General features: G+C 62.3%; 23 protein-coding genes. 12 read left to right on the forward strand and 11 right to left on the reverse strand.

All coding sequences use genetic code 11. The annotated features are described in order from the left end of the window. Window positions 1–77: 77 nt before the first annotated feature. The 4 genes from HMPREF9452_RS09570 to HMPREF9452_RS09585 form a co-directional block, all read right to left on the reverse strand. A complete protein-coding gene (locus tag HMPREF9452_RS09570; protein ID WP_009141938.1) occupies window positions 78–986 on the reverse strand; it encodes a UTP--glucose-1-phosphate uridylyltransferase in 909 nt (302 codons plus the stop codon). A gap of 297 nt (window positions 987–1283) precedes the next feature. Further along, window positions 1284–1661 (reverse strand): 50S ribosomal protein L7/L12, encoded by a 378-nt coding sequence (rplL, locus tag HMPREF9452_RS09575; RefSeq protein WP_009141939.1) that lies wholly within the window; start codon window positions 1659–1661, stop codon window positions 1284–1286. Between the two features lie 106 nt (window positions 1662–1767). Next, window positions 1768–2289 (reverse strand): 50S ribosomal protein L10, encoded by a 522-nt coding sequence (gene rplJ / locus HMPREF9452_RS09580; RefSeq protein ID WP_009141940.1) that lies wholly within the window; start codon window positions 2287–2289, stop codon window positions 1768–1770. A gap of 294 nt (window positions 2290–2583) precedes the next feature. After that, window positions 2584–3723 (reverse strand): pyridoxal phosphate-dependent aminotransferase, encoded by a 1140-nt coding sequence (locus HMPREF9452_RS09585; protein ID WP_009141941.1) that lies wholly within the window; start codon window positions 3721–3723, stop codon window positions 2584–2586. A 152-nt stretch (window positions 3724–3875) separates the two neighbouring features. Between HMPREF9452_RS09585 and HMPREF9452_RS09590 the strand changes: the two genes are divergently transcribed. From HMPREF9452_RS09590 to HMPREF9452_RS09600, 3 genes are all read left to right on the forward strand, one after another. Continuing rightward, complete coding sequence (locus HMPREF9452_RS09590) at window positions 3876–5105, forward strand: hypothetical protein (protein WP_040362939.1); 1230 nt, start codon at window positions 3876–3878, stop codon at window positions 5103–5105. Between the two features lie 54 nt (window positions 5106–5159). Further along, window positions 5160–6104: an N-acetylglucosamine kinase gene (locus tag HMPREF9452_RS09595; protein ID WP_009141943.1), complete on the forward strand. Its 945-nt coding sequence runs from the start codon at window positions 5160–5162 to the stop codon at window positions 6102–6104. Between the two features lie 125 nt (window positions 6105–6229). After that, window positions 6230–6556, forward strand: coding sequence for a heavy metal-binding domain-containing protein (locus HMPREF9452_RS09600; RefSeq protein ID WP_009141944.1), 327 nt, complete (start codon window positions 6230–6232; stop codon window positions 6554–6556). Window positions 6557–6627: 71 nt separating this feature from the next. On the opposite strand, the gene HMPREF9452_RS09605 is transcribed toward HMPREF9452_RS09600, so the two are convergent. Continuing rightward, window positions 6628–7872: an MFS transporter gene (locus HMPREF9452_RS09605; RefSeq protein WP_009141945.1), complete on the reverse strand. Its 1245-nt coding sequence runs from the start codon at window positions 7870–7872 to the stop codon at window positions 6628–6630. Window positions 7873–8136: 264 nt separating this feature from the next. Here HMPREF9452_RS09605 and HMPREF9452_RS09610 point away from each other — a divergent pair, with 264 nt between their 5' ends. The 4 genes from HMPREF9452_RS09610 (at window position 8137) to HMPREF9452_RS09625 (ending at window position 11613) form a co-directional block, all read left to right on the forward strand. Further along, window positions 8137–8466 (forward strand): rhodanese-like domain-containing protein, encoded by a 330-nt coding sequence (locus HMPREF9452_RS09610; protein WP_009141946.1) that lies wholly within the window; start codon window positions 8137–8139, stop codon window positions 8464–8466. A gap of 2 nt (window positions 8467–8468) precedes the next feature. Continuing rightward, window positions 8469–9842, forward strand: coding sequence for an FAD-dependent oxidoreductase (locus HMPREF9452_RS09615; protein WP_009141947.1), 1374 nt, complete (start codon window positions 8469–8471; stop codon window positions 9840–9842). Window positions 9843–9872: 30 nt separating this feature from the next. Continuing rightward, complete coding sequence (locus HMPREF9452_RS12035; RefSeq protein WP_009141948.1) at window positions 9873–10160, forward strand: rhodanese-like domain-containing protein; 288 nt, start codon at window positions 9873–9875, stop codon at window positions 10158–10160. A gap of 667 nt (window positions 10161–10827) precedes the next feature. After that, window positions 10828–11613: a Crp/Fnr family transcriptional regulator gene (locus HMPREF9452_RS09625; RefSeq protein WP_009141949.1), complete on the forward strand. Its 786-nt coding sequence runs from the start codon at window positions 10828–10830 to the stop codon at window positions 11611–11613. Here HMPREF9452_RS09625 and HMPREF9452_RS09630 read toward each other — a convergent pair. Beyond that, the gene (locus HMPREF9452_RS09630; protein WP_009141950.1) at window positions 11603–12871 is read right to left on the reverse strand and encodes an Mbeg1-like protein; all 1269 of its coding nucleotides are present in this window, start codon (window positions 12869–12871) and stop codon (window positions 11603–11605) included. The two genes, HMPREF9452_RS09625 and HMPREF9452_RS09630, sit on opposite strands and share 11 nt — an antisense overlap. Before the next feature lie 315 nt (window positions 12872–13186). On the opposite strand from HMPREF9452_RS09630, the gene HMPREF9452_RS09635 reads away from it, so the two are divergent. From HMPREF9452_RS09635 to HMPREF9452_RS09645, 3 genes are all read left to right on the forward strand, one after another. Then, entirely contained in the window at window positions 13187–14023 is an 837-nt protein-coding gene (locus HMPREF9452_RS09635) for an alpha/beta hydrolase (protein ID WP_009141951.1), read from the forward strand. A 57-nt stretch (window positions 14024–14080) separates the two neighbouring features. Further along, a complete protein-coding gene (locus HMPREF9452_RS09640; RefSeq protein ID WP_009141952.1) occupies window positions 14081–14947 on the forward strand; it encodes an alpha/beta hydrolase in 867 nt (288 codons plus the stop codon). Window positions 14948–15124: 177 nt separating this feature from the next. After that, the gene (locus tag HMPREF9452_RS09645) at window positions 15125–15610 is read left to right on the forward strand and encodes a SixA phosphatase family protein (RefSeq protein WP_009141953.1); all 486 of its coding nucleotides are present in this window, start codon (window positions 15125–15127) and stop codon (window positions 15608–15610) included. 84 nt (window positions 15611–15694) lie between these two features. On the opposite strand, the gene nox is transcribed toward HMPREF9452_RS09645, so the two are convergent. After that, window positions 15695–17026: a H2O-forming NADH oxidase gene (gene nox / locus HMPREF9452_RS09650; protein ID WP_009141954.1), complete on the reverse strand. Its 1332-nt coding sequence runs from the start codon at window positions 17024–17026 to the stop codon at window positions 15695–15697. A gap of 355 nt (window positions 17027–17381) precedes the next feature. Here nox and HMPREF9452_RS09655 point away from each other — a divergent pair, with 355 nt between their 5' ends. Then, on the forward strand, window positions 17382–17900 hold the full coding sequence (locus HMPREF9452_RS09655; RefSeq protein WP_009141955.1) for a nitroreductase: 519 nt from the start codon (window positions 17382–17384) through the stop codon (window positions 17898–17900). 121 nt (window positions 17901–18021) lie between these two features. Here HMPREF9452_RS09655 and HMPREF9452_RS09660 read toward each other — a convergent pair whose 3' ends face one another. The 3 genes from HMPREF9452_RS09660 to HMPREF9452_RS09670 all read right to left on the reverse strand — a co-directional run bounded on the left by HMPREF9452_RS09660 (window position 18022) and on the right by HMPREF9452_RS09670 (window position 20694). Beyond that, window positions 18022–18522, reverse strand: a complete 501-nt coding sequence (locus tag HMPREF9452_RS09660; RefSeq protein ID WP_009141956.1) for a PH domain-containing protein — start codon at window positions 18520–18522, stop codon at window positions 18022–18024. A 7-nt stretch (window positions 18523–18529) separates the two neighbouring features. After that, window positions 18530–19414, reverse strand: a complete 885-nt coding sequence (locus HMPREF9452_RS09665; RefSeq protein ID WP_009141957.1) for a methionyl aminopeptidase — start codon at window positions 19412–19414, stop codon at window positions 18530–18532. Between the two features lie 251 nt (window positions 19415–19665). Then, entirely contained in the window at window positions 19666–20694 is a 1029-nt protein-coding gene (locus HMPREF9452_RS09670; RefSeq protein ID WP_009141958.1) for a 3-deoxy-7-phosphoheptulonate synthase, read from the reverse strand. Between the two features lie 292 nt (window positions 20695–20986). On the opposite strand from HMPREF9452_RS09670, the gene HMPREF9452_RS09675 reads away from it, so the two are divergent. Then, window positions 20987–21517 (forward strand): cysteine hydrolase family protein, encoded by a 531-nt coding sequence (locus HMPREF9452_RS09675; RefSeq protein ID WP_009141959.1) that lies wholly within the window; start codon window positions 20987–20989, stop codon window positions 21515–21517. 262 nt (window positions 21518–21779) lie between these two features. Here the strand turns inward: HMPREF9452_RS09675 and HMPREF9452_RS09680 are convergent, their stop codons facing one another. Beyond that, a complete protein-coding gene (locus tag HMPREF9452_RS09680; RefSeq protein WP_009141960.1) occupies window positions 21780–22685 on the reverse strand; it encodes an alpha/beta hydrolase in 906 nt (301 codons plus the stop codon). Window positions 22686–23082: the final 397 nt, after the last annotated feature.

Raw genomic sequence — 23082 nt, forward strand, 5'->3', positions numbered from 1 at the left:
TTCAAGCAAGCTGTCATTATGACCACGCTGGGCCTGTTCTAGCTGGCGTATATGGACGAGCGTTTGGACGAGGCCGCCTAGCGACGGACCAATCCCCCGCGCTCGTCGACGGCCTCCCAGAACTCCTCGGCGAAGCGGGGGTCGGCCGCGGCCATGAGGGCGTTGGTCGCGATCCAGCCCGACGGGGTGCCGGTGTCGTAGCCGGACAGCGGGTCGATGACGACGGCGTACATGGCCTCGCGCTCGAGCGAGCGGGCCATGGCGTCGGTCAGCTGGATCTCCCCTCCCTTGCCGGGCTCCTGGTCGGCCAGGAGGTCCATGACCAGCGGCGAGAGCAGGTAGCGGCCCACGATGTAGAGGTTGGAGGGGGCCTCCTCGGCGGCGGGCTTCTCCACCAGGCCGGAGACGCGCCATACCGCGCCGGGCTCGTCGTCGGCGACCCCGCCGAGGCCCTCCAGGGTGTCGACGCGCTCGCCTGCGATGACGCCGTAGCGGGAGACGTCCGCCGGCGAGCAGGGCGCCACCGCGATCACGGACGCGCCGGCGTGGGCGCGGGAGACCTCGAGCATGCGGGTGCAGATGTCGCGCGAGGGGACCACGTAGTCGCCGAGCAGCACCAGGAAGCTCTCGCCGGCCACGGCGTCGGCCACCGAGCGGATGGCGTGGCCCAGCCCCTTGGGCTCGTACTGGTAGCGGAAGTCCACGGGCATGTTGCCGGCCTGGGCCACGGCGTCGGCGTAGCCGTCCTTGCCGCGCTCGCGCAGCAGCGCCTCCAGCGAGCGGTCGGGCTGGAAATAGCTGAGCAGCTCGGGCTTGCCGGGCGAGGTCACGATGACGGCGCCGTCGACCTCCTCGGGCTCCAGCGCCTCCTCGACCACGTACTGGATGACCGGCTTGTCGAGCACCGGGAGCATCTCCTTGGGGGTGCACTTGGTCGCCGGCAGGAAGCGGGTGCCGAGGCCGGCTGCGGGGATGATAGCCTTCATGGCCTTCCTTTCGTCCACGCCTTTATGACGCGGATCAATAACGGGCTTTTCGCCCATAAACAATTGAGTCACAGTCCTACAGGATACCGTCCGAATGCTTGCGCGCTACCCCCTTTTGAGAAAATGCAGCTTAAATACGCACCTTCCGATTATTTAACACGTCCGAATCAACGTATCGAGGAGGCGGGGCACCAAAAAAGGAGGCCCGGCGAACCAGACCTCCTTTAAGACATTGAATGTCAGACCGCGGCACGGGGCCGTACGGTCGTAGCCGGCAGGCGAATCGCCTGCAGGAAACTACTTGATGGTGACAGCAGCGCCGGCAGCCTCGAGCTTCTCCTTGGCAGCCTCGGCGTCCTCCTTCTTGGCACCCTCGAGAACAGCCTTGGGAGCGCCCTCGACGACCTCCTTGGCCTCCTTCAGGCCGAGGTTGGTCAGCTCGCGAACGACCTTGATGACCTGGATCTTGTTGTCGCCGAAGCCCTCGAGAACAACGTCAAACTCGGTCTTCTCCTCGGCCTCCTCAGCGGCAGCAGCGGGGCCAGCAACGACGGCAGCGGGAGCAGCGGCGGAAACGCCGAAGGTCTCCTCGATGGCGGAAACGAGCTCGGAAGCCTCGAGCAGGGTCATCTCTTTCAGGGCCTCGATGATCTCATCGGTGGTAAGCTTAGCCATTTCTAAGTCCTTTCGATTTCCCTGCGCTTTTCGCAGGGAGATTAATTAAGTAGCGCGGCGCATGTGCGCCAGGGGTGCGGCCTTGCGACCGCGAGCATGGTGGCGACTAGGCCGCCTTCTGCTCGGAGATCTGCTGGACGCAACGGGCGAGACCGCTGGAAACGCCGTTGACGCAAACAGCGATGTCGCGAGCGAAGCCGTTGATAAGACCGGCGATCTGACCCAGGAGCTGATCCTTGGTGGGAAGGTCTGCGATAGCGTTGACCTCCTCGGCAGTAACTGCCTTACCCTCGGAAATGCCACCCTTGATCTCCAGAACGCCCTTGGACTTCTTAGCGAACTCCTTAAGCGCCTTCGCGGCCTCGACGGGCTCGTTCTCGTAGAAGACATAGGCCAGGGGACCAACGAGGATGTCATCAACGTTGGGCTGCTCCTTGTTCTCCAGAGCGATGCGGACGAGGTTGTTCTTGTACACCTTCATCTCAGCGCCGAGCTCACGAAGCTGATGACGCAGCTCCTGGGCCTGCTTAACGGTCAGACCGTTGTAGGACACCACGAACACACCAGCGTTGGCCTCGATGCTAGACTCGATCTCAGCAACCTTGTCGATTTTGTACTGCTTGGGCATTAGTACACCTCCTTCTCGTTTTTTCCGGGCACGTCCGCGCCTGACATGGCGGGGGTTGTGTCTCGAAAAAAAGAAACCCCCGTGCTGCAAGAGCAACGGGGGCGAGAAGACATATCTGCTCGACCACCTCGGCTGGCGGGAACTCCCATTAAGCCGCGGTCGGCGCTTGCCTCCCTTGGCACCTGCTGTCTCTGGCAGCGGAATCGTGCGTGAACTTCTGTAGTATGCCGAGCCGCCATGCCAGAGTCAAGGTTTGAGATACAAGGAGGCGCGGCTCAACACGTCCTCCACATTTTATAGACCAGCGACAAAAGAACCCAGGCGGCGCAGGCCCTCGTCCAGATCATCGTCCGCGATGCAATAGGAAAGCCTCACGTAGCCCGGAGCGTTAAAGCATGTTCCCGGCACCAGCGCCACGCCCGCTTCGCGAATGGCCCGCTCGCAGAATTCATTGGACGATAATCCGGTTTGCTCGACGCGCGGAAATGCGTAGAACGCGCCGGCGGGCTCGACCACCGGCAGCCCCATGTACGCCAGCTGCGCCAGCACGCGGTCGCGCCGGGCGCGGTACGTATCAAGTTGATGCGAGGGGTCGAACTCGAGGGCGCGGGCGGCCGCGGGCATGCAGAACGATACCGCGGAAGACACCGTGAACTGGTGGGCCTTGGCGATCTGGTCGATCACGGGATGGGCGGCGGCGACCCAGCCCATGCGCCATCCGGTCATCGCCCAGGGCTTGGAGAAACTCTCGACCACCACCACCTGCTCCCGAAGATCCTTGTCCACACGGGCGGCAAGGCGCTCGTAGCCGGGCTCATAGACCAAACGGTTGTATACGTCGTCGCACACCACGTAGATGCCGTGGGCGCGGGCAACGTTTACGACCGCGTCGAGCGAAGCGGGCGCGAGCACGCAGCCGGTGGGGTTGTTGGGCGAAGTGATGACCAACGCCTTGGTGCGCGGTGTCACGCATGCGGAAAGCGCCTCCTCGTCCAGCTGAAACGCAAAGGGCGCGGTGTCGAGATACACCGGCGTGGCATGGTTCATGACCACCAGGGATTGGTAGAGGCCAAACGCCGGCGTGGGGATGACGACCTCATCACCCGGGTTGAGAAGCGCGGCGAATGCGGCGGCAAGGGCCTCGGTCGCGCCCACGGTCGCTATCACCTCATCCGGCGCATAGGACACGCCCTGCCGGGCCATGTATACGCTCAGGGCGCGGCGCAGCTCGTCCGTTCCGTTGTTGGGAGGGTAATGGGTCTGCCCCAAATCCAGCGCAGACTTGGCGCCCTCGCGCACGGATGTGGGCGAATCGAACTCGGGCTCGCCCAGGGCAAGGGCGATACAGCCCGGCGTCTGGGCAGCCAGGGCGCTAAAGCGGCGAATCCCGCTGGGCTCAAGCGTTGCCAGGGCTTCGTTGGTCGATTTGCGCATAACGGCCCCTTCCATCGCGACTTTTGCATAAGGATACTTCAGCCATGCCGCGATTTCTATATTATGGAGGTATTGAAACATTCTCAGCCGCCTACAAACCCGCAGCGCAGGGCCGCGGGGAACCCGGGCGCCAGAAGGGACGCATCCACCCCATGAGATTGCTGATCTGCGACCGGCCGCGCGCCGAGTTTGAGAGCCCGGGCGTTGCCGCCTTGTTTGACGCGGCGTTTTGTCTTGAGGATGTGGACGATGCCCCCTGCCCCGGCGTCGCAGGAGACCTCGGGGAGACCGCGGACCGACTTGCCGCCTCCCTTGACGGCGCCGACGAGCTTTGGATTGCCTCGCGCTCTTTTTGCGGCCAGGTGTCCGCCCCCGTCATGCGCGCACTGGAGCTGGCGCGCGACGGTAGGCATGGCGGCGGCCGTGTCGACAAGAGGGCGCTGCCGGAGCGCAGCCTTCACACTTGGCTATACGGCGTGGACCAAAACGCTTACGAGGAACAGGGCCTGGCCCGAATGCTTGCGGCGCGCCTTGCCTCGGAGCTTGGGGCCAACCTTGCCGAGTGCCGCGTTGTCGATACATTTGACCTGCGATTATTCAAACGGCTTGGCTCGCTTCCGCACGGAGGCGCGACGAGCGCGGCGCACATCCCCCTACCCCCCGCGCCTTCTGCCCCCGCCGGGACCGCACGATCGATCGCGCTGCTTGACGCCGGCGCTCCCAACGACGCCGCGCGCGCCCTTTTGGACGATTTCGAAGATGCGCTCTTGGCATACGACCGACTCTCAAGCAGGGCGTTGGACGCTGCAAATATAACCGAGCCCCCGCGCTTCGAGCGCCTTTGCTGCCACGGCGCGAAGGGTGCGGCAAACGAAGCGCCCGACGCCGGCCCCGTTCTCGATGCGCTCGCCACCTGCGACACGTTGGTGATTGGCTGCCCCGTCCAACTTGGCGCCCTACCGTCCCGCCTTGTTCGCACGCTCCAAGATTGGATGTCGGCCACGCGCCTTCGCGACGGAATGCGCATCTACGCCATCTGCACCACGAACGAATGCGACCCCGGCCAGGCCCACCTCTCGCTTGAGGTGCTCCGCCTGTTTTGCCATGACAACAACCTTGTTTGGGGCGGCGGGCTCTGCGTCGCCGGCGCCGCTGCCGTGGCGGCATTCGCCCACACCGAGCGCATGGGCCGGAAGCGCCGTGGATGCTCCGAAGCCATCGACCGCCTCATAGGCGCCGTGCGCGCGGGACTCAGCATCGCGGACGCTGCCCGCCGTTTTGGCTCCACGGACCCCCTTGCGCCCTCCAACATCATCAACGCGCCCTGCGCGCTTCCCGCCTGGGCATACAAGCTGATGTGCGCCCGCTTTAACCGCGCCTAGGCAACGCGGCGCACGCAGCATCCGCATCGCCCCCAACAAGCAAAGGAGACGCTCATGACCTGGCTAGGCATCGACGGAGGCGGAACCAAAACCGCTTGCACCCTGTACGACGAATCGCTGCAGCCCCTTGCCCGCACGACGTTTTCCACCTGCCACTACGCCCAAGCGGGCACTGATGGCATGGCTTGCGTCTTCCGCGATTGCCTGGCATGGGCGCGGCGGCACGGCTTGGACCGGGACGGAGGCGTGGGCCTTGGCATCTGCGGCTACGGCGAGGGAGCCGAGTCCGACCGCGCCATCGAGGCCGCCGTGAAGGCCGCGGTGGGAACTCGTCCCTATGCCCTGGTCAACGACGTCGACGCCGCGTGGGCGGCGGGCCTGGAACTTGCGGACGGCATCGCCGTTATCGCGGGCACCGGCTCGATCGCGCTTGGCGTGCGAAACGGCGCCAGCATGCGTTGCGGCGGGTGGGACTATCTATTGGGGGACGAGGGCAGCGGCGGCTGGATTGGCAAGGAGGCCCTGCGCGCCTTCACCCGCCAAAGCGACGGGCGCGACCAGCGCGGGCCTCTCTACCGCGCCCTTAAACGGGAGCTCGGCTTGATGGATGACTTCGACATCATCCGCTTTGCCCAGGACCACCTACATGACCGTACGCGCATTGCGTCCCTTAGCGTCTTGGTGGCCCAAGCGGCACGCGAGGAAGACGCATCCGCGCGCCGCATCTACCAGCAAGCGGCAGAGGAAATCTCCCAGATGGTCGAGACGATTATGCGAGAACTCTTTGATAAGGACGGCTTCGAGGAGCGCGGCAGCGCAAGCTTGGACGCCCTTGTTCCCGTTACCTATATTGGAGGTGTTTTCAACGCGGGCGACGTACTGCTCGACCCCCTTCTCCACGCCTTGCCAGCGCGTTGCCGGCTAGTCGCTCCCCTGCATGAGCCCAGCCTGGGGCCGGTGCTTATCCTGCGCGAACGCCTGGCGCGCCACGGCTGTTAAAGCCGCGCCGGAAACGCCGCGAGCCTTTAGCCTTTCTTTAGCATCGCGGATGCATGAAGCGGAACCCTTGCAGGGTATAAGCTGCGCAACGCGATACCGCGCGGCCCACAAGGATTGGAGCTTCCATGCTGATCACCACCACGCCCAGCGTCGACGGATACACCGCCGCTCGCTACCACGGCATCGTTTTTGGCGAGGTCATTTCCGGCGTCGACTTTATTCGCGACTTCACCGCGGGCATACGCAACATTGTCGGCGGCCGCAGCAAGGGTTATGAGGACGAACTAGTCGAGGCCCGCGAGGACGCCCTGCGCGAGATGGCCGAGCGCGCCGAAGCGCTGGGCGCCAACGCCGTAGTGAGCGTCGACGTGGACTACGAGGTGCTGGGCCAGGGCAATATGCTTATGGTCACGGCTTCCGGCACCGCCGTGGAGCTTGTCGCCAAGGCGTAGCGCGATACGCAACGCGAGTCCAAGCGGGGCTTGGGGAGCGCGCGGGCAACGGGCGATCGAAGCGCCGGCGCTTACGCGGCATCTTCAAGCTCCCGCTCCTCTTCCACCGAATCCGCGATACGGCGGCGAAAGATCACCATGCAGACAAGCGGGAACAACGCGACCAGCGAGCTCGCCAGCACCAACGTCTGCTGAACGCCCAGCACGCGCGCCAGCCAGGGAGCCATGAACAAAGGCACCACGCCCGCCACGCTGTAGCCAAAGCCCATAACCGCGCTCACGCGGCCCAAGGCGGAAAGCGGAGCATGCATCTGCACCAACGTGCTCTGCAGGGGGCCGATCACGCCAAACGAGAATCCCAACAGCATCTGGCCCGCCATGGCAACAACCACAAACGGCGTTCCCACATATACCAGGCACCCCAAGCCCATAGAAAACAGCGCCACAAGCAAGAACCTCATATTGGTGAAGCGCGCCGGCAGGCGCATAAGGATGACCGATCCCGCAATGGCGCCTATGCCCGCCGCGCTTGACAACCAGCCCATCCACTCGACCCCCACGTGCAGCACGTCGCGATAGAACAGAGACTCCAAGGGGTCGAAGGCGCCGTAACCAAAGTATGTGAGGAACCCCACGGCAAGGAGCATGCGCAGCGTAGGCTTTGCCGCCACGGCCAAAAAGCCCGCGGAAAGCGAGTTGTCGCTATACTCCGCCCCCTCCTCTTCCGCAGGTTGGCGCAAGGGGTGGAAGCCGGCGGCGGGAACAAGGCCCGCAAGCGCCATGACCGCGCCAAACACAAAGACCATGCGGGTAGAGGATACCGATGTGATCGCGCTTCCCACCAAGGGGCCGACCACCACCGTGAGGTTGGTGACTGCCGAGAGCATGGGGTTGATGCATGACAGCTCGTCCGCATCATCCGTGATGTAGGCAGCGTAGGAGCGTGCGACGATGTCTTCGATTCCCCATGCGAGGCCAAAGACGGCCGAGCAGATAAGAATGCCCTCGACCGTATCCGCTAGCACCTGGAATAGCGCCGCGGAAACGCAGGTGGCGACAACGCTGATGAGGAAGTGGCGCCGCGGCCCCAGCGAGTCGAGCATGGCGCCACCCACAAAGTTGCCAATCACGGTCGCCAGGTTGATGAGGCCCACGGAAAACGTGGTGGACAGCGCCGTGCCGCCAAGCGAATACGTAAGCGTTCCCAAGATTCCTATGAAGTAGCACGCGAGCATTCCCACGTGACCGCAAAACCTCATAATCACCAGGCGGCGGGCCATGGGTGACAGCGAGCGCAGCTTTTCGACAAGCGACATGCAGCGCACCCCCAAGACATATCGATTGTTTGCATAACAGCAGTATGCCCCACCCTGGCGAGAACAGCCACCTTACACGGTGAAATCATCGTCCTACATATGCGGCGCCGCGCGGGGCCACTTTCAAGCAGTCGGAGCACCTCGAAGGCAAGATGCCGCGCGACGCGGCCGCATGCGTGACCTAGTCACTGAACGCCCCCGCGGGCACATGGTAGTGTTCACCCTGATAGAAGACAAACAGCATTCAAACCGAAGGGAACCGCCATGGGACTGTTCAGCTCGATGTTTGGCAAGGGAATCGACGCATACATGGAAGACGCTCGCGCCACCCCCGGCGCCGTGGTGCTTGACGTGCGCTCGCCCGAAGAATTTGTTGACGGGCACATCGATGGCGCCCGCAACGTGCCGGTCTCGCATATCCAAAACGCGCCGCGTCAGGTGCCCGCGCTCGACACGCCCCTATTTGTGTACTGCCTCTCCGGAGCGCGCAGCGCGCAGGCGTGCCGTTTCCTCACCCAGATGGGGTATACCACAGTCACCAACATGGGCGGCATCAACCGCTGGAGCGGCCCGGTCAAGCAGGGAAGGATCTAAGCATGAAGGTTGTCATCATTGGAGGCGTCGCCGGCGGCGCCACGGCTGCGGCGCGCCTGCGCCGTTTGGACGAGAACGCGCAGATCGTTATGCTTGAGCGCTCGGGCTACGTGAGCTACGCCAACTGCGGCCTGCCCTACTACGTGGGCGGCGTTATCACCGACCGGCGTAAGCTCACCCTGCAAACCCCGGAAAGCTTTCACGACCGCTTTCGCATCGACGTCCGCGTGCGCCAGGAGGCCGTGGAGATCGACCGTGCATCAAAGGCGATCAAAGTCCGCAATCTTGAAACGGACGAAGTGTATCGCGAGAGCTACGACAAGCTGATCTTGTCGCCCGGCGCCCATGCCGTCATCCCCAACCTGCCCGGCATCGATAACGAACGCATCTTCACCCTGCGCACCGTCGAGGACACGTTTAAGGTTCACGGTTTTGTTGAAACCGCGCGCCCCGCATCCGCGGTGGTAGTAGGCGGCGGCTTCATTGGATTGGAGATGGCCGAGAACCTGCGAGACCGCGGCCTGGACGTCACGGTGGTCCAGCGCGGCGGGCACGTCATGCCCACGCTTGATGCCGACATGGCCGCGATCGCCCATAACCACCTGCGCTCACATGGCGTGAAACTGCTGCTAAACTCCGACGTTACCGGCTTTGAAGAGCGTGCCGACGGCGCCGTGCAGACCAACCTCGCGCAAAGCGGCCCCCTTGCCGCCGATATGGTCGTGCTCGCCGTGGGCGTGGCGCCCGAAAGCGCCCTTGCCCGCGAGGCGGGACTTGATTTGGGCGTGCGCGGATCCATCAAGGTAGACGAGCATATGCGAACCAGCGATAGCGACATTTACGCCGTAGGCGACGCCGTGCAGGTGAAGAACTACGTCACCGGGCAGGACGCCCTGATCGCGCTCGCGGGCCCCGCCAACAAACAGGGCCGAATCGCGGCGGACAACATCTGCGGCATAGCCAGCACCTTTACGGGTAGTCAGGGATCTTCCGTCCTCAAGCTCTTTGACCTCACCATCGCCACCACCGGACTTACCGAAATCGCAGCGAAAGCGGCGGGACTTGATGCGGACTACGTCATCCTCTCCCCCGCAAGCCACGCCACCTACTACCCCGGCGCCGGCAGCATGACCATGAAAGTGCTGTTCGAGCGAGGCGACGGCAGGATTCTGGGCGCGCAGATCATAGGCACCGACGGCGCGGACAAGCGCATCGACGTTATCGCCACGGCGATACGCGCAGAGATGACGGCCGCCGACCTCACCGAGCTCGACCTGGCCTACGCTCCGCCCTACTCGTCCGCAAAGGATCCTGTCAACATGGCGGGCTACATGATCGAGAACATTTTGGAGGGCCGCGTCGAACAGCTCACCTGAGAACAGGCCCTTGCCCCCGCAGAGGACGAGGTGCTGTTGGACGCCCGCACCCCCGGAGAGGTCGCCCGCGGATCCATCGACGGCGCGCTGCACATTCCGCTCGATGAGCTGCGCGAGCACCTGGACGAGCTACCGCGCGACAAGCGCCTGCGCGTCTTCTGCCAAAGCGGCCTTCGCAGCTACGTGGCGTGCCGCATCCTGATGCAGCACGGTTTCTCGTGTGCAAACGTTGCCGGCGGATACGGCTTTTACCAGCAAACCGTCCTTGACCAGGAGATCCGCCGCCGCGGCATCGCAGACTGCGGCGTCGCCGTATAGCACGGCGCGCCACAGCGTGCCCTCCCCACCCGAGCTTACGCTCGAAACGCGGCGCACTCACCCAGGCTTCGACTCACGAGGGGTCGCCATGTATGGCGACCCCGTTTTTGCATGCGAAAATCGACCTGGCGAAAGACCGGGACAAATAGCGCGTTAGTACGGAGAGGGCGGAATGTCAAAAAGTGCGTTAGTGCGGAGGTTTGGTCAAATAGTGCGTTAGTGCGGATTGAAGGCACCCCGTCGGGCTTTCTTTATTCATCAGTTGATATCGACCGAGCCTTCTAACTCAGTCGATACAAATGCCCTATTCATAAGGTACCCAACCTATCGCCCTCTTTCACCGCACTAACGCATTATTTGACACTCTAGGGACCGCACTAAGCGACTATTTGACCTAAGTCCCACACTAAGCCGTTATTTGTCACTCGCCCCATTCCGCACTAACGCATTATTTGACCCCGGGCTTTGGAGCCAGGCGCGTTCGGCTGCACGTCTCTGTCCCATCTGCCAATCTGCCTGCCGGCCCATCCAACGCCCCACCTGTCGGCCTGCCTGCCAGCCCATCTGGCAGCCCATCCACCCCAGTTGCTGCAAAAACCCTTGCGCAGCTCGCCCCAGCCTGTCACGCTTGGCAAACAGACACAACCCCAACGCAATCGAGGCACCCATGTCATCCATCGACAACGCCGCCGACAAGAACCTCAAAACCAGCCCCGCCCCCGCCAAAGGCAACGTCAACAGCACCGGAAACAGCAGGAGCAGCGCCTCCGCCGCGCCCCGCGACGCCGTCGCTCGCGCGCTCGCCGCCGCGCTTCCTTTCTGGGGCGACCTTACCGAAGAACAGAAAACGCAGCTCGCCGCCGCCACGCGCCCGCTTATGGCGCGCGCGGGCGAACGTGTGCAGGGCGGTGGCTCGGGATGCGCCGGCGTCGTCGTCGCGATCTCGGGTCGCCTGCGCGCGTACATGCCTTCGGAAACCGGAAAAGAGATCACGCTCTTCCGCGTCGAGGCTGGAGAGACCTGCGTGCTCGCCGCTTCCTGCATCCTGCCCATGATCACGTTCGACATCGCCCTCGACGCCGCTGAGGATATCGAGGCCCTCATCATCGATCCGCGCTACTTCTCCCAGCTTTCGCAGGAGAACGTTGCAGTCGAAGCGTATCTCTATCGACAGACCGCGCAACGCTTCAGCGACTGCATGTGGGTGATGCAGCAAGTACTATTCGCCAGCTTCGATACTCGCCTCGCCACGTTTTTGCTGGACGAGGTCTCGCGAACGGGCTCTCCGCACCTCGTCGTCACGCACGATGAAATCGCTCGCCACCTGGGCAGCGCCCGCGAGGTGGTATCTCGCATGCTCAAGTACTTCGAGCGCGAGGACCTGGTCGCCCTCAGCCGTGGGGCCGTAGAAGTCCTCGACCGCAAACGCCTACTTGCGCGTGCTAGCGATTAAACAGGCCCGCGAACCCTTGCGCGATGCCCGCCACCGCGCCGCGGGCGATGCGCTCCGCCGCGATCTGGGCGAGCTTTGCCAACGCCGGCCCCAAGACCTCGCGCGTGTGCTCGTCCGATTTGCGAATCGCCTCGTGAATGCACTGCGCCGCCTGGGGTCCGCCGCCAAAGATCTGACCGGCGTTCTGAGCCCCGGAAACCGCCATGGCACTAAACAGCGCGTCCACCACCCCGGGCAGCTCCTCGTCCGAAAACGATGCCAGCCACGCCCCCAAGACCTCATGCGTCCCCTTGGCCCCAGCGCTCACGCCTTCCTCGTAGACAAAGTCACCGCCATCGATCTCCCAGCTAAACACGCTGTGTTGATCCATCCCATAGGCGCTGCTGCGCACCGCCCGCGCAGGCGCGACCTCATTCATAATCATGCCCACAACGGAATCGACGGGCACTGTGCGGTGAATACGCCCCTCGAGCGCACGAAGCGCGGCGAGCGCCGGCTCGTCAGAGAGAAAGCCCGCTTTAAACCCGGGGCCGTCATGATCAAACACGCATGCGATGCGGGCGCGCACGGCGTCAGAGCAGCGCACCGCGGCATAGGTCGCCAGGTTGCCGCCCTTGGAATGACCACCTACATACAGGCGCTGGGGTAGATGGCGAGCAACCAGTTCAAGGTAGGCAGCCGCCATGCGCTGGGCGGGAACGGGCGGGGTCACCGCCATATCGAAGTTTTCGCGCCAACCCGTAAACGACGTGTCCGTTCCGCGAAAGGCCACGTACGCCCAAGCGCCCGGCATCACATAGCACGTTGCCGAGAACTGTACGCGCCTCTCTTGGTCCAGCAGCGCCACGTAATCGCGCATCTCCAACTCGCGAAAGCGCGGGCTCGCCGCAAACGACGCGATCTGCCGCTTGATATTGTCATGGTCCAACCCGGTAAACATGGAGTCGTAAAGCTCCGCCGCCAGTAGGTCGGACGCATGGGCACCGCGTACAGTCCGCGAATACAAGCGGTCCGCCACGGCATCTGCCGCACCGGAAAGCCTGCCCATAAAGGTGGTCTCCTCACCGGGCATGCACGCGCCCGCCGCATCGATCCCGCCCACGCGGCGCAGGCGGGCAACGTCCGCGCGGCGCAGGGCCGGCACCACCGCGGGAGCGTCGATCATGCTCATCTGCGAAATCGCCGCCGAGTCGACCGGGGTCAACCCCAACTGGTCAAATGTCCTCAATTCGCCTTCCAGATACTGGAACAGGTCCACGCGCGCGCCTCCCGCCAACGGATACAGATTCTGCGCTTATACCCTTCCGCGTGCGCTCCGGCACCAGGCGCCGCCCATAAACAAGACGTTTACAAGCCCGTCTCCCCTCCTGGCGACGCCACGCGACGGCACCAGCGGCGCCGTGCACCAGCAGCTGTTATTGCCAGATGTCTATTTGTAGTCATACGTACGGTATCTCTCACCTGCTGGTTCTCTGTCTTTTAATCCACCTTACGCGAGTACAATGTCCCATAGCTTGACTTTGGAACACCGCTCTGTACCAAGGTTGCATAAAGCCTGATCCAAGGGGGAACCATGGCTCAAATCAGCATCGACTACTTCTCGTCCTCATTGATGAGGACCACCACTATCGACATACTGCTGCCCTTCGACAGCATGGATGACGCCCTGGGCACGGACTGGGAGATGCGCTCGGACGAGAAAGGCTGGGACCGCCGCCCTTACCCGCCCGAGCGCCCTCCGTTCAAGACGCTCTACCTGCTGCACGGCATCACCGGCAACCACGCGGACTGGATCTCTGAAAGCCGTATCCGCAGCTGGGCCGCCGCGCGCAACCTGGCGGTAGTCATGCCATCCGGCTACAACGCGTTCTACCTTGACCAACCCGAGTCGCACAACTTCTACGGCCGCTTTGTGGGCCAGGAGCTAATCAACGTCACCCGTCGCATCCTTCCGCTTTCCACCCAACGCGAAGATACCTTTATCGGCGGCATCTCCATGGGTGCCTACGGAGCGCTGCGCGCGGGCTTTAAATACTGCGAAACGTTTGGGTCGGTCATCTCGCTGTCCTCCGCCATGATCGCGGACAACATCGAGGACGTCATCAACAACGACGTCTTCTTCCTCAGCCGCTCCTTTTTGGAGTCGACTTTTGGCGACTTATCCCAGCTTGTTGGCAGCGACAAAGACCCCGCGCGCCTAGCCGCGGACCTGGTTTATTGCAACCGCCCGCGCCCGCGCGTCTTCATGGCGTGCGGCAACGCCGACCCGCTCGCCTATCCCAACCGCGTGCTCGCCGACCGACTGCGCGGCGTGGGCCTTGAGGTCGAATACCGCGAGCTAGACGGAGGCCATGACTGGGACCTGTGGAACGTCGCCCTACCCCAAGCCCTGGACTGGCTGGGTCTATAGATTTAGGACGGGGAACTCTGGACGAGGAATTAGCACGCATTAGAGAGGAAGGCGCTCATGGCCCTGCTTCGCATTGACTTCTATTCCCGCTACCTCAAGCGCAACGTCATGCTTACCGCTGTCATTCCCGCAGACAAGATGGACGGCGAAAAACTGGCCAAACGCCGCCGCGGCCCATATCGCACGGTTTACCTGCTGCACGGCCTGTTTGGCCGCGACGTAGATTGGATTGATCGCACGCACGTAGTCGAGACGGCGGAAGCGCGTGACGTGGCGGTAATCATGCCCTCCGGCGAAGACGGACTGTATCTGGACAAACCCGAGATTGACGAGTGGCACGGCAAGTTCATTAGCGAGGAGCTGGTCGACTTTACCCGTCGTCTGCTACCGCTCTCCGCCAAGCGCGAGGACACCGCGCTTGCAGGCATCTCCATTGGCGCGTACACCGCGGTGATCAACGGCCTGCTGCGCCCAGACCGCTTTGGCAGCATCATCTCTCTTTCCGGCGCTTTCATGCGCAATCGCGTGCTAGAGGCGGTGGAATCGCACTCGCCCCGCAAGAAGCGCTACTACGAGCGATTCTTTGGCGACCTTGACACCGTGATCGGATCTGAAAAAGACTACGTGGCGCTTATCGACCGCTTCCGCGACAATCCGGACCTTCCTCGTCCACGTTTTTACGGAGCATGCGGCGAGCACGACAACCTGTGCCAGAACAACCGCGACGTGGTGCAGCTGCTGCGTGACGCCGGTTTTGACGTAACCTACCACGAGCCGGACATTGGAGCGCACGAGTGGCCCTTCTGGAACGCCTGGATCGACTGCGCCCTGGATTGGTACGCGCCCGGCGAGATGCGCCCTTCAACGGCGGAAATCGACTATTCAGCGCTTACCAGCTTGCGCCCACCCCAGGACCAACAGTAAACTTTACTAGCATAAAGCGGGGTCCGCGATGCCGTTTGGCCGCGGACCCCGCTTGTCATATGCATCGACACCGCGCGCCGGCAGCAAGGCTGCCCGGCACATAGGGCCCCTCCAAACCAAGTCGCCCGATTACCGCCGGCCCCTCGCCAACGCCCCCGCGCGCCCACAGGAGGAATCATGGTCAAAAATCTCATTTTGATCCGCCATGGCAAAGCGGAGCCCGGATCCCTCGATCAGCTGGACGAGGAGCGCAGGCTTACTCACCAGGGCCTCGACGCGCTTCGCGCGCCCACCGGCTTTGCCCGCGGCGTTTCGCTTATGGATGATAGCGAGCGCGAGCATGCGCAGGTGTGGGTAAGCCCCGCCGTTCGCACGCACCAAACCGCGCAGGCGCTGCTCCACGTCATTGGAGAGCGCCCGCTTGTAGACAAGGGCTGCCTATGGGAGCAAGACTCCGTCGCGTTTCTGGACGAGCTTGAGCAAAGCGATGCCCAGACGGTAATAGCCGTGGGACACATTCCTTTTATGAACGATATGGTCGAGCTATTAAGCGGCGCCTGCATAGGCTTTAAGCCCGGCGCCATGGCGAAGCTGAGCCTAAGCGATCCCTTGCAGCCCGGATGCGCGGACCTTTCCTGGTTTGTCCAGGGACCCAAAGCATAGAGCCGCGGGCGCATCGACCGCGGCTTTTACGAATACGCATCAAAAAAGGGGCGGCCACGTAATAGCGGGCCGCCCAACTTGCTGCTACTCTGCGCCCAACGCGCACATGGTGATGTAGTTGTACGGCTGGTTGAAGTGGGGCAAGAAGAAGATATCGAGCAGCTTGAGCTTGTCGATGGTCACGCCCTCCTCGATAGCCAGCGAGAACATATGGATACCCATGGAGATATCCTCCGTCGAGGCCATCTGGGCGCCCACCACGCGACGGCTGCCGCGCTCGTAGACAATGCGGATCTTGACGCTGGCGTTCTCGCGCATAAAGCCGGGGCGCTGAAGGTCCTCGAAATCGGCATGGCACACATCCAGCCCCGCGCGGGTAGCGGCGGCAACGGACAGGCCGGTGGAGACCATGTTGTAGCCAAAGATCGAGATGCCGTTAGAACCCTGAACGCCAATGGAATCCAGGCGAGTGCCGCCAATATTGTGCCCCGCGACAATACCGGAGCGAACAGCGTTGGTGGCCAGAGCGATATAGGTCTCGGCAGCTAAGGCGTTGGACCACACGGTAGCGCAGTCGCCGATGGCGTAGACGTCCGGATCGCTGGTGCGCTGGCGACGGTCGACATGGTAGGCGCCGTTGGCAAAGAGTTCCAGATGGTCGCGACCAAGCTCGTTGTTGGGAACGAAACCGATGGCGTTGATGACCAAGTCCGCCGGGTAGGTGCCCTTCTCTGCCTCGATCGCGCTCACGCGGCCGTTCTCACCGTGATAGGCAACGACGCGCTCGCCAAAGTGACACTCGATGCCGTGGCTCGCAAGGTTCTCGTCCATAACCGCCGTGAAGGAGGGGTCATAATAGCTGGCCAAGGAAGTGGGCGCGATGTCGAACAAGCGCACCTCCTTACCACGGCGCTTGGCAGCCTCGGCGATCTCCACGCCAATGTAGCCCGCGCCAATCACCGCGACGGAGCGCACGGATTCATCACTCATCCAGCGATCGACTTCCTGACCCTGCTGGAAGAGCTTGAGGAAGCTGATGCCCTCAAGGTCGCAGCCGGGCAGCTTGGGCGAGATGGGCAGCGAACCGGTGGCCAAGACGAGCTTGTCATAGCTCTCGTCAAAGCAGGTGCCATCCGCCTTCTGGCAATGCACCACATGGTTGGCGAAATCGATGGAGGTAACGCTGGTCTCAAGGTAGATGCGAGCGCCCTTGGCCTCGAAGGCCTCCTTATTGGTGTAGAACAGGTTCTCGTACGAATCGATTTGACGGCCGACCCACAGGGCGGTGCCGCAACCCAGGTAGCTAAGGTTGGTATTGCGGTCGATCATGACCACCTGCTGGTCCTTGTAGTTGTCCAACAGCGTATTGGCGGCCGCGATACCAGCGTGGTTGGCGCCGACGATGACGGTCTTCATAGAAGCGCTCCTCCTCATAATGCAAACATCAAAGCAAGGCAACGGATGCGGCGGCGTTTGGCGCGCGCGAAGTTTACCTTGGGCAACGAACCAGCCTAGCGTATTTTGTCACCGTATTAATTGCATTTTTTAAAGCGGTTTTATTTTGACGATAAACGGTCGATGAGATGCACGCGTTATGGCGAATACGTGGATGACACCGCTTATCCCTACCCAAAGACCGCTTAGGTAAGGCGTTTGTTTCCGTTTGAAGTTGCGCCTCCACGCGATGGGCCAATAGGGAATACTGTGCCGTGCGCCGCTGCGCCCTTGATGCGAGCCGCGGCAGATTCACGCATATGGACAGGAGAATCCAATGGAAGTCATGGAAGCAATCCTTACCCGCCACAGCACTCGCTCATTCACCGATAAGCCGGTACCCAAAGAGACCCTGGAGGAGATCGCCTCCGCCGGCACCTACGCCGCAAGCGGCCGCAACCGACAGCCCGTGCTGATTGTAGCGGTAACCAACCCCGAGCTTATCGCCGAGCTATCGCGCATTAACGCCGAGATCATGGGTACCGAGGGCGACCCCTTCTACGGTGCGCCGGCGGTGCTGGTGGTGCTGGCCGATAAGTCGGTGCCCACGTATCTTTACGACGGCAGCCTGGTGATGGGCAATATGATGCTTGCCGCCACCGATTTGAATCTGGGAAACTGCTGGATCCACCGCGCGAAGGAGACCTTTGAGCGCGAGGACGGCCAAGCGATTCTGGATAAGCTGGGCATCAAAGGCGACTACGAGGGCATTGGCAACCTGGTAGTGGGCTACCCTGCCTCTCCCAACGCCGAATGCAAGCCCCGCAAGGACGGACGGGTGATCTTTGCGGAGTAGTAAGCGCACGAGACATTCGTCCGCATGCAAGGCGCCCCTTAGGCCGATGACCTGAGGGGCGCCATTTGTTGACTCTATGACAGGCGGAGCTTGCACGGGAATTTGAAAACATTAAGCGCGGCTATCCCTTGTGCTGACGCAGTTGTTTGTTGACGAGATCGATAAAGCCTTGGTTGTCCTTTAAAGCGACGACCATGACGCCACCGGTTCGCGTGAAGATGCGTACGCAATCCGACGCGCTCGCGGCGACATGCGTCCCCATTGCAAGCAGGGAGCGACAGCGCTCGATGTGGGCGATGTCTGCGAGCTCGATGCGTGTGCGCCAGACGCCATACACCACGTCGACGTGCCCGTGCGGAACCGGATTCTCCGCCGCACTTGCGGCGACCGGACCTGCGGCGAGCGCGGCGTCATCAAAGCGCACCTCGACGTGGTTGCGCTTGATGGGTACGCCCATGAGCAGCACGACGACCGCCATCGCGATGAACAGCAGGCTGGCGACCATCGATTGGTCGTCGCCCGCAGACGGGACCGTCCAGATGTACAACCCCAGCAAGCCTACCATTACAGCGGCGAACAGCGCGATGTACCACGGCGCCGTCTTGCCCTTGAACATCCTCATGGCGCACCTACCAGCTTAGAAGCTCGTACCCATCGTTGGTGATGACCAGCTGGACCTCCCACTGCGCGGAGTCGGAGCGGTCGGCGGTGCGCACGGTCCATTCATTGGGATCGCTCATGTCGATGTCCGGCTCGCCAGCGTTGACCATCGGCTCGATGGTGAAGCAGAAGCCCGGCGCCAACACCACGCCCTGACCGGACTGGCCCACAAAACCCACGAACGGGTCTTCATGGAACTCGATGCCTATACCGTGGCCGCCGAACTCGCGGACCACGTTGAAGCCCGCCCCCTCGGCATGCGCCTGCACCGCGTGGGCTATGTCGCCCAAATGGCCCCATGGCTTGATAGCGGCAAGGCCCGCTTCCACGCACTCGCGCGTCACATCGACCAAGCGCTGACGCTCCGGCGGCACCTCGCCCACGCAGAACATACGCGAGGAATCCGAGTAATAGCCGTCCAAAATGGTGGAGCAGTCCACGTTGACGATATCGCCCTCTACTAGGACCTCGTCATCAGACGGGATGCCGTGGCACACCACGCAGTTGACCGACGTGCAGACGCTCTTGGGAAAGCCCTCGTAATTGAGCGGTGCGGGGACGGCCCCGTGCTCGACCGTGTACTCGTGCACCCAGCGGTCGATGTCGCCGGTGGTGCAGCCCGGGGCGATGCGCTCGGCGACGTAATCGAGCGCACCCACGTTCACCGCGGCGCTTCGGCGAATGCCCTCGAGATCGGCGGGGGTCTTCAGCAGGTCTCGGGGAAGAACCTCCTCGCCGCGCTCCCACAGCTCGTTGAGGCGCTCATCGATCGCCAGATGGCATTTCTTATACTTCTTGCCGCTGCCGCACCAGCACTCGTCGTTGCGGCCGAATACGGGACCGTTGTCATGCATGGCTAACTCCTTTTCGACTGTAGCCATTATGCCGCTAATCGCGAGGTTCTGCATGGAGATTTGGACAAAGCGCCCGACATATCGGAGCTCGTTTCGATAAGACGCGCGAATGGACGCCCTCCACGGCGCTCCCCTTGAAAAAGCGGCCCTCCGCGTTTATCGCGAAAAGGGCCGCTTGGAATCTGCTTATATGTAGGCACCCCATAGGAAAGTCCGCATAAACCGGGTTTCCCGGACAATCTAGAAACAGACTAGGAGCGCTCAGCGAGATCGAGAATCAGGCGCTCGGTCTTCTCCCAACCCAGGCATGCGTCCGTGATGGACTTGCCGTAGACGCCGCCATCCACGGGCTGGTTGCCGTCCTCCAGGTAGCTCTCGACCATGAAGCCGCGGACCAGTCGGTCGATGGATTCGTTGCGACGGCAGGAGTCCAGCACTTCTTTGCAGATGCGCAGCTGCTCGAGCGGGCGCTTGCCGGAGTTGTCATGGTTGCAGTCGACCACCACGGCAGGGTTCGCGTAGGTATCCGGCGTGTAGCGCTCAGCCAGGCGCTCCAGGTGCTCGTAGTGGTAATTGGGATAGGTGCGACCGTCCAGGCCGATATAACCGCGCAGCACGGCGTGGGCCAGCGGGTTGCCCTCGGTCTCGACTTCCCAGTTGCGGTATATGAAGCCCTGCTTTGCCTGGGCGGCGTAGATGGAATTGAGCATGACGCTGGTGGAGCCGGCGGTGGGGTTCTTCATACCCACGGGCACGGGCACGCCGGAAGCGACCAGGCGATGCTCCTGGTTCTCGACAGAGCGCGCGCCAACCGCAACGTAGGACAGTAGATCGACCAGGTACTGGTAGTTGGTGGGATACAGCATCTCGTCGGCCGTGAAGAACCCGGTCTCTTCAATCACGCGCAGGTGCATGCGGCGAATAGCCTTGACGCCCTCGAGCAGGTCGTCGCCGGCCTCCGGATCGGGGTTATGCAGCAAGCCCTTGTAGCCGGTGCCCTTGGTGCGGGGCTTGTTGGTGTAGACGCGCGGGATGATGAGCAGGCGGTCTCGCACCTGCTCCTGAAGCTTAGCGAGACGGTCCATGTATTCCAAAACGGAGTCCTCGCGATCGGCCGAGCAGGGGCCGATGATCAGGGCGCGGCGGGAGTCCTCGCCGCGGAAGATCGCCGCCACCTGGGCGTCGAACTCGCGCTTGGCCTCGACCAGGTCGGCGCGAAGCGGCATCTCCTCGCGGATATCTTTAGGAATGGGAAGCAAGCGCTTGAAATGCATGGACATGGTGACTCCTTGGCAGCGTCGAGAGTCGCCCGCGGCCAGCGACGCGCGAAGCGCCGTCGATGTATTCGCCGCGAGCTGATGTGCAACATAGTGGAGGGTATTATCCGCCTTTCGCCTCGCACGACAGTGCGCATGTACCATCTGTCCGAAAGATTTAACGTTGCCCCCTATTCCGAACGCGTTGGAGCCGCTGGACCACCCCAACGCAACGGGACCGCAACCAGCTGCAGCGGGGCTGTACAATAATCTCGTCCATACGCCCCATGGGGGCGAATTCGACCAGGGAGATGCCATGGCAAACGATTTTCTCATCGTCGTCGATATGCAGAACGACTTTGTATCCGGCTCGCTGGGAACGCCCGAAGCCCAAGCGATTGTGGAGGCGGTCGCGCAGCGCGCTGAAGAATTCGAGGGAACCGTGGTCTTTACCAAGGACACGCACGACAAGGACTACCTTCAGACGCAGGAGGGCGCGAAGCTCCCCGTTACCCATTGCGTTCGCGACACACCCGGTTGGGAGCTAGTCGACGAGCTCGAGCGAATCCAGCTTACGCGCGATGCCTTGGTCTTTGACAAGCCGTCTTTTGGCTCGCTTGACCTGGCGGCATGGCTGGTCGAGCAAAACGATGTGGAGCCCATCGACTCAATCGAGCTGGTTGGCCTGTGCACGGATATCTGCGTAGTAAGCAACGCGCTGCTTATCAAGGCAAACCTGCCCGAAGTGCCCATGCGCGTGGAAGCCGGTCTTTGCGCAGGCGTGACGCCGCAGTCGCACCAAGCCGCCCTAGATACCATGAGCAGCTGCCAGGTTGAGGTAAGGTAGCGAGGTTTTAGCCAGGCACCTGAGCGGCGCCTCCGTCATATAGCGAAACGGCCCTTTCTAATACATGTATTAGAAAGGGCCGTTTTATTGAGCCAGAATGGTCCAAGGTAATACCGATTTAGAAATACGTATTAGATTGAACCACTTGAAGCGATTCAAGGTGGCATCTTTTAATACACGACTAACCACCGGCTCAAACCAGCAAACTAAACGAGCAGTTTGGACCGGCAGCTGAACTCGACGAGTGGCCGTAGCGACAAGCCTAGCAGATACCTTGGCGTGCTAGGAAATCGAACGCGAGGTCGACCCAAGCATGCACTGCCTGCTGGCGCTCGACGTTCTCAGACTCGGTGTTGCGGTTTGCAACGGAAAGGCCGTGCGCGCCCTCGCTGAACACGTGCAACTCGTGGACCACGCCCTCTTCCGCCATCCGGCGGGCAAAGGGATAGACCTGCGCCGCGGGCGCCGTCTTATCGTCTGCGGCGCACCACACAAAGGTGGGCGGAGTGTTACGGCTCACGTTGGTAGCAGGGCAGATACGCGCAAGGTGCTCATCGGTCGCCTCGCCGCCGGTCACCATCGACAAGAAATCATTAAGCAGATCGCGACCGGTCTTACCGCCCGTCTTGGGCACGCGCAAATCGATGCGCGGATCGCGCGTCTGCTGATCGCGCAGGTAGGCGAAATCGATCACGGGATAGCACAAGATGGCAGCATCTGGACGAATGTCCTCCGGACGCGCCCCCGTGAGCCCGGCGAACGGGCCGCTCTTCCATTCCGTTGCCAAAGAGGCGCAGATAAAACCGCCGGCAGAAAACCCGATCGCAACGACCTTCTCCGGATCGACGTTCCACTCGCTCGCGTTCAGTCGCACGGTCGCGACCATCTTCGCCAAGTCCGCCTGGGGGTTGGGATATGAAACGTCACCGGTGGAGCTGGTAACGTAATCCAGCGTAAACGCCTGGAAACCGCGGTTGAGGAATTCGAACGCGACGGGCTCCTGCTCGTGCGCGGCGATGTGCGTGAAGCCGCCGCCTCCGCAAATGATCACGGCTGGGCGGGGACCGGTAGTGGTATTGGGCAGCTTGTCCGCAAGATAGGCGGTATACGTTGCCGGATAGACCGGGGTGGTCTCCTCGCCCCACAGGGCATGCTGCTCGATAATCATGTGCTCTCGCTTTCGACTCTTCCGCCCCGCATGCCGCGACGCCTGCGGAGCCCTTCTTTTTGTTCGCGCCACAGATGCGACGCAGCGTTTTTCGTTTCCTAGCATATGACGAAACGCTGGCGGCAACCGTGGCGCACCGCGCGTTCCAACAGAAGAACCACGTCAAGTCCCATCGAGCACCCCACCGAAGACCCCATGGAAGCGTGCCGGGCCAGCATCTGCACCGTCGCCCGCAACGGCACCAGCGCCGGCGGCTGCGACGAGAACTGAACCGCCGACCAAACCAAGTAGCTTTAAGCGACCGCTGTGTTGGGTACCATTTCTTTTGCATGAGAAGCCGCACATAAACCGTGCCGTCGGTCGATCCGGCGGCACAGACGAACCAGCTACGAGTTAA

This window comes from Collinsella tanakaei YIT 12063 (genome assembly GCF_000225705.1).
In the GTDB taxonomy this organism is placed as follows: Bacteria; Actinomycetota; Coriobacteriia; order Coriobacteriales; family Coriobacteriaceae; genus Collinsella; species Collinsella tanakaei.

Coding starts and splice junctions, on each gene's coding strand:
- HMPREF9452_RS09570 (WP_009141938.1), bottom strand. CDS start 986: ATGAAGGCTATCATCCCCGCAGCCGGCCTCGGCACCCGCTTCCTGCCG.
- rplL (WP_009141939.1), bottom strand. CDS start 1,661: ATGGCTAAGCTTACCACCGATGAGATCATCGAGGCCCTGAAAGAGATG.
- rplJ (WP_009141940.1), bottom strand. CDS start 2,289: ATGCCCAAGCAGTACAAAATCGACAAGGTTGCTGAGATCGAGTCTAGC.
- HMPREF9452_RS09585 (WP_009141941.1), bottom strand. CDS start 3,723: ATGCGCAAATCGACCAACGAAGCCCTGGCAACGCTTGAGCCCAGCGGG.
- HMPREF9452_RS09590 (WP_040362939.1), top strand. CDS start 3,876: ATGAGATTGCTGATCTGCGACCGGCCGCGCGCCGAGTTTGAGAGCCCG.
- HMPREF9452_RS09595 (WP_009141943.1), top strand. CDS start 5,160: ATGACCTGGCTAGGCATCGACGGAGGCGGAACCAAAACCGCTTGCACC.
- HMPREF9452_RS09600 (WP_009141944.1), top strand. CDS start 6,230: ATGCTGATCACCACCACGCCCAGCGTCGACGGATACACCGCCGCTCGC.
- HMPREF9452_RS09605 (WP_009141945.1), bottom strand. CDS start 7,872: ATGTCGCTTGTCGAAAAGCTGCGCTCGCTGTCACCCATGGCCCGCCGC.
- HMPREF9452_RS09610 (WP_009141946.1), top strand. CDS start 8,137: ATGGGACTGTTCAGCTCGATGTTTGGCAAGGGAATCGACGCATACATG.
- HMPREF9452_RS09615 (WP_009141947.1), top strand. CDS start 8,469: ATGAAGGTTGTCATCATTGGAGGCGTCGCCGGCGGCGCCACGGCTGCG.
- HMPREF9452_RS09625 (WP_009141949.1), top strand. CDS start 10,828: ATGTCATCCATCGACAACGCCGCCGACAAGAACCTCAAAACCAGCCCC.
- HMPREF9452_RS09635 (WP_009141951.1), top strand. CDS start 13,187: ATGGCTCAAATCAGCATCGACTACTTCTCGTCCTCATTGATGAGGACC.
- HMPREF9452_RS09640 (WP_009141952.1), top strand. CDS start 14,081: ATGGCCCTGCTTCGCATTGACTTCTATTCCCGCTACCTCAAGCGCAAC.
- HMPREF9452_RS09645 (WP_009141953.1), top strand. CDS start 15,125: ATGGTCAAAAATCTCATTTTGATCCGCCATGGCAAAGCGGAGCCCGGA.
- nox (WP_009141954.1), bottom strand. CDS start 17,026: ATGAAGACCGTCATCGTCGGCGCCAACCACGCTGGTATCGCGGCCGCC.
- HMPREF9452_RS09655 (WP_009141955.1), top strand. CDS start 17,382: ATGGAAGTCATGGAAGCAATCCTTACCCGCCACAGCACTCGCTCATTC.
- HMPREF9452_RS09660 (WP_009141956.1), bottom strand. CDS start 18,522: ATGAGGATGTTCAAGGGCAAGACGGCGCCGTGGTACATCGCGCTGTTC.
- HMPREF9452_RS09665 (WP_009141957.1), bottom strand. CDS start 19,414: ATGCATGACAACGGTCCCGTATTCGGCCGCAACGACGAGTGCTGGTGC.
- HMPREF9452_RS09670 (WP_009141958.1), bottom strand. CDS start 20,694: ATGTCCATGCATTTCAAGCGCTTGCTTCCCATTCCTAAAGATATCCGC.
- HMPREF9452_RS09675 (WP_009141959.1), top strand. CDS start 20,987: ATGGCAAACGATTTTCTCATCGTCGTCGATATGCAGAACGACTTTGTA.
- HMPREF9452_RS09680 (WP_009141960.1), bottom strand. CDS start 22,685: ATGATTATCGAGCAGCATGCCCTGTGGGGCGAGGAGACCACCCCGGTC.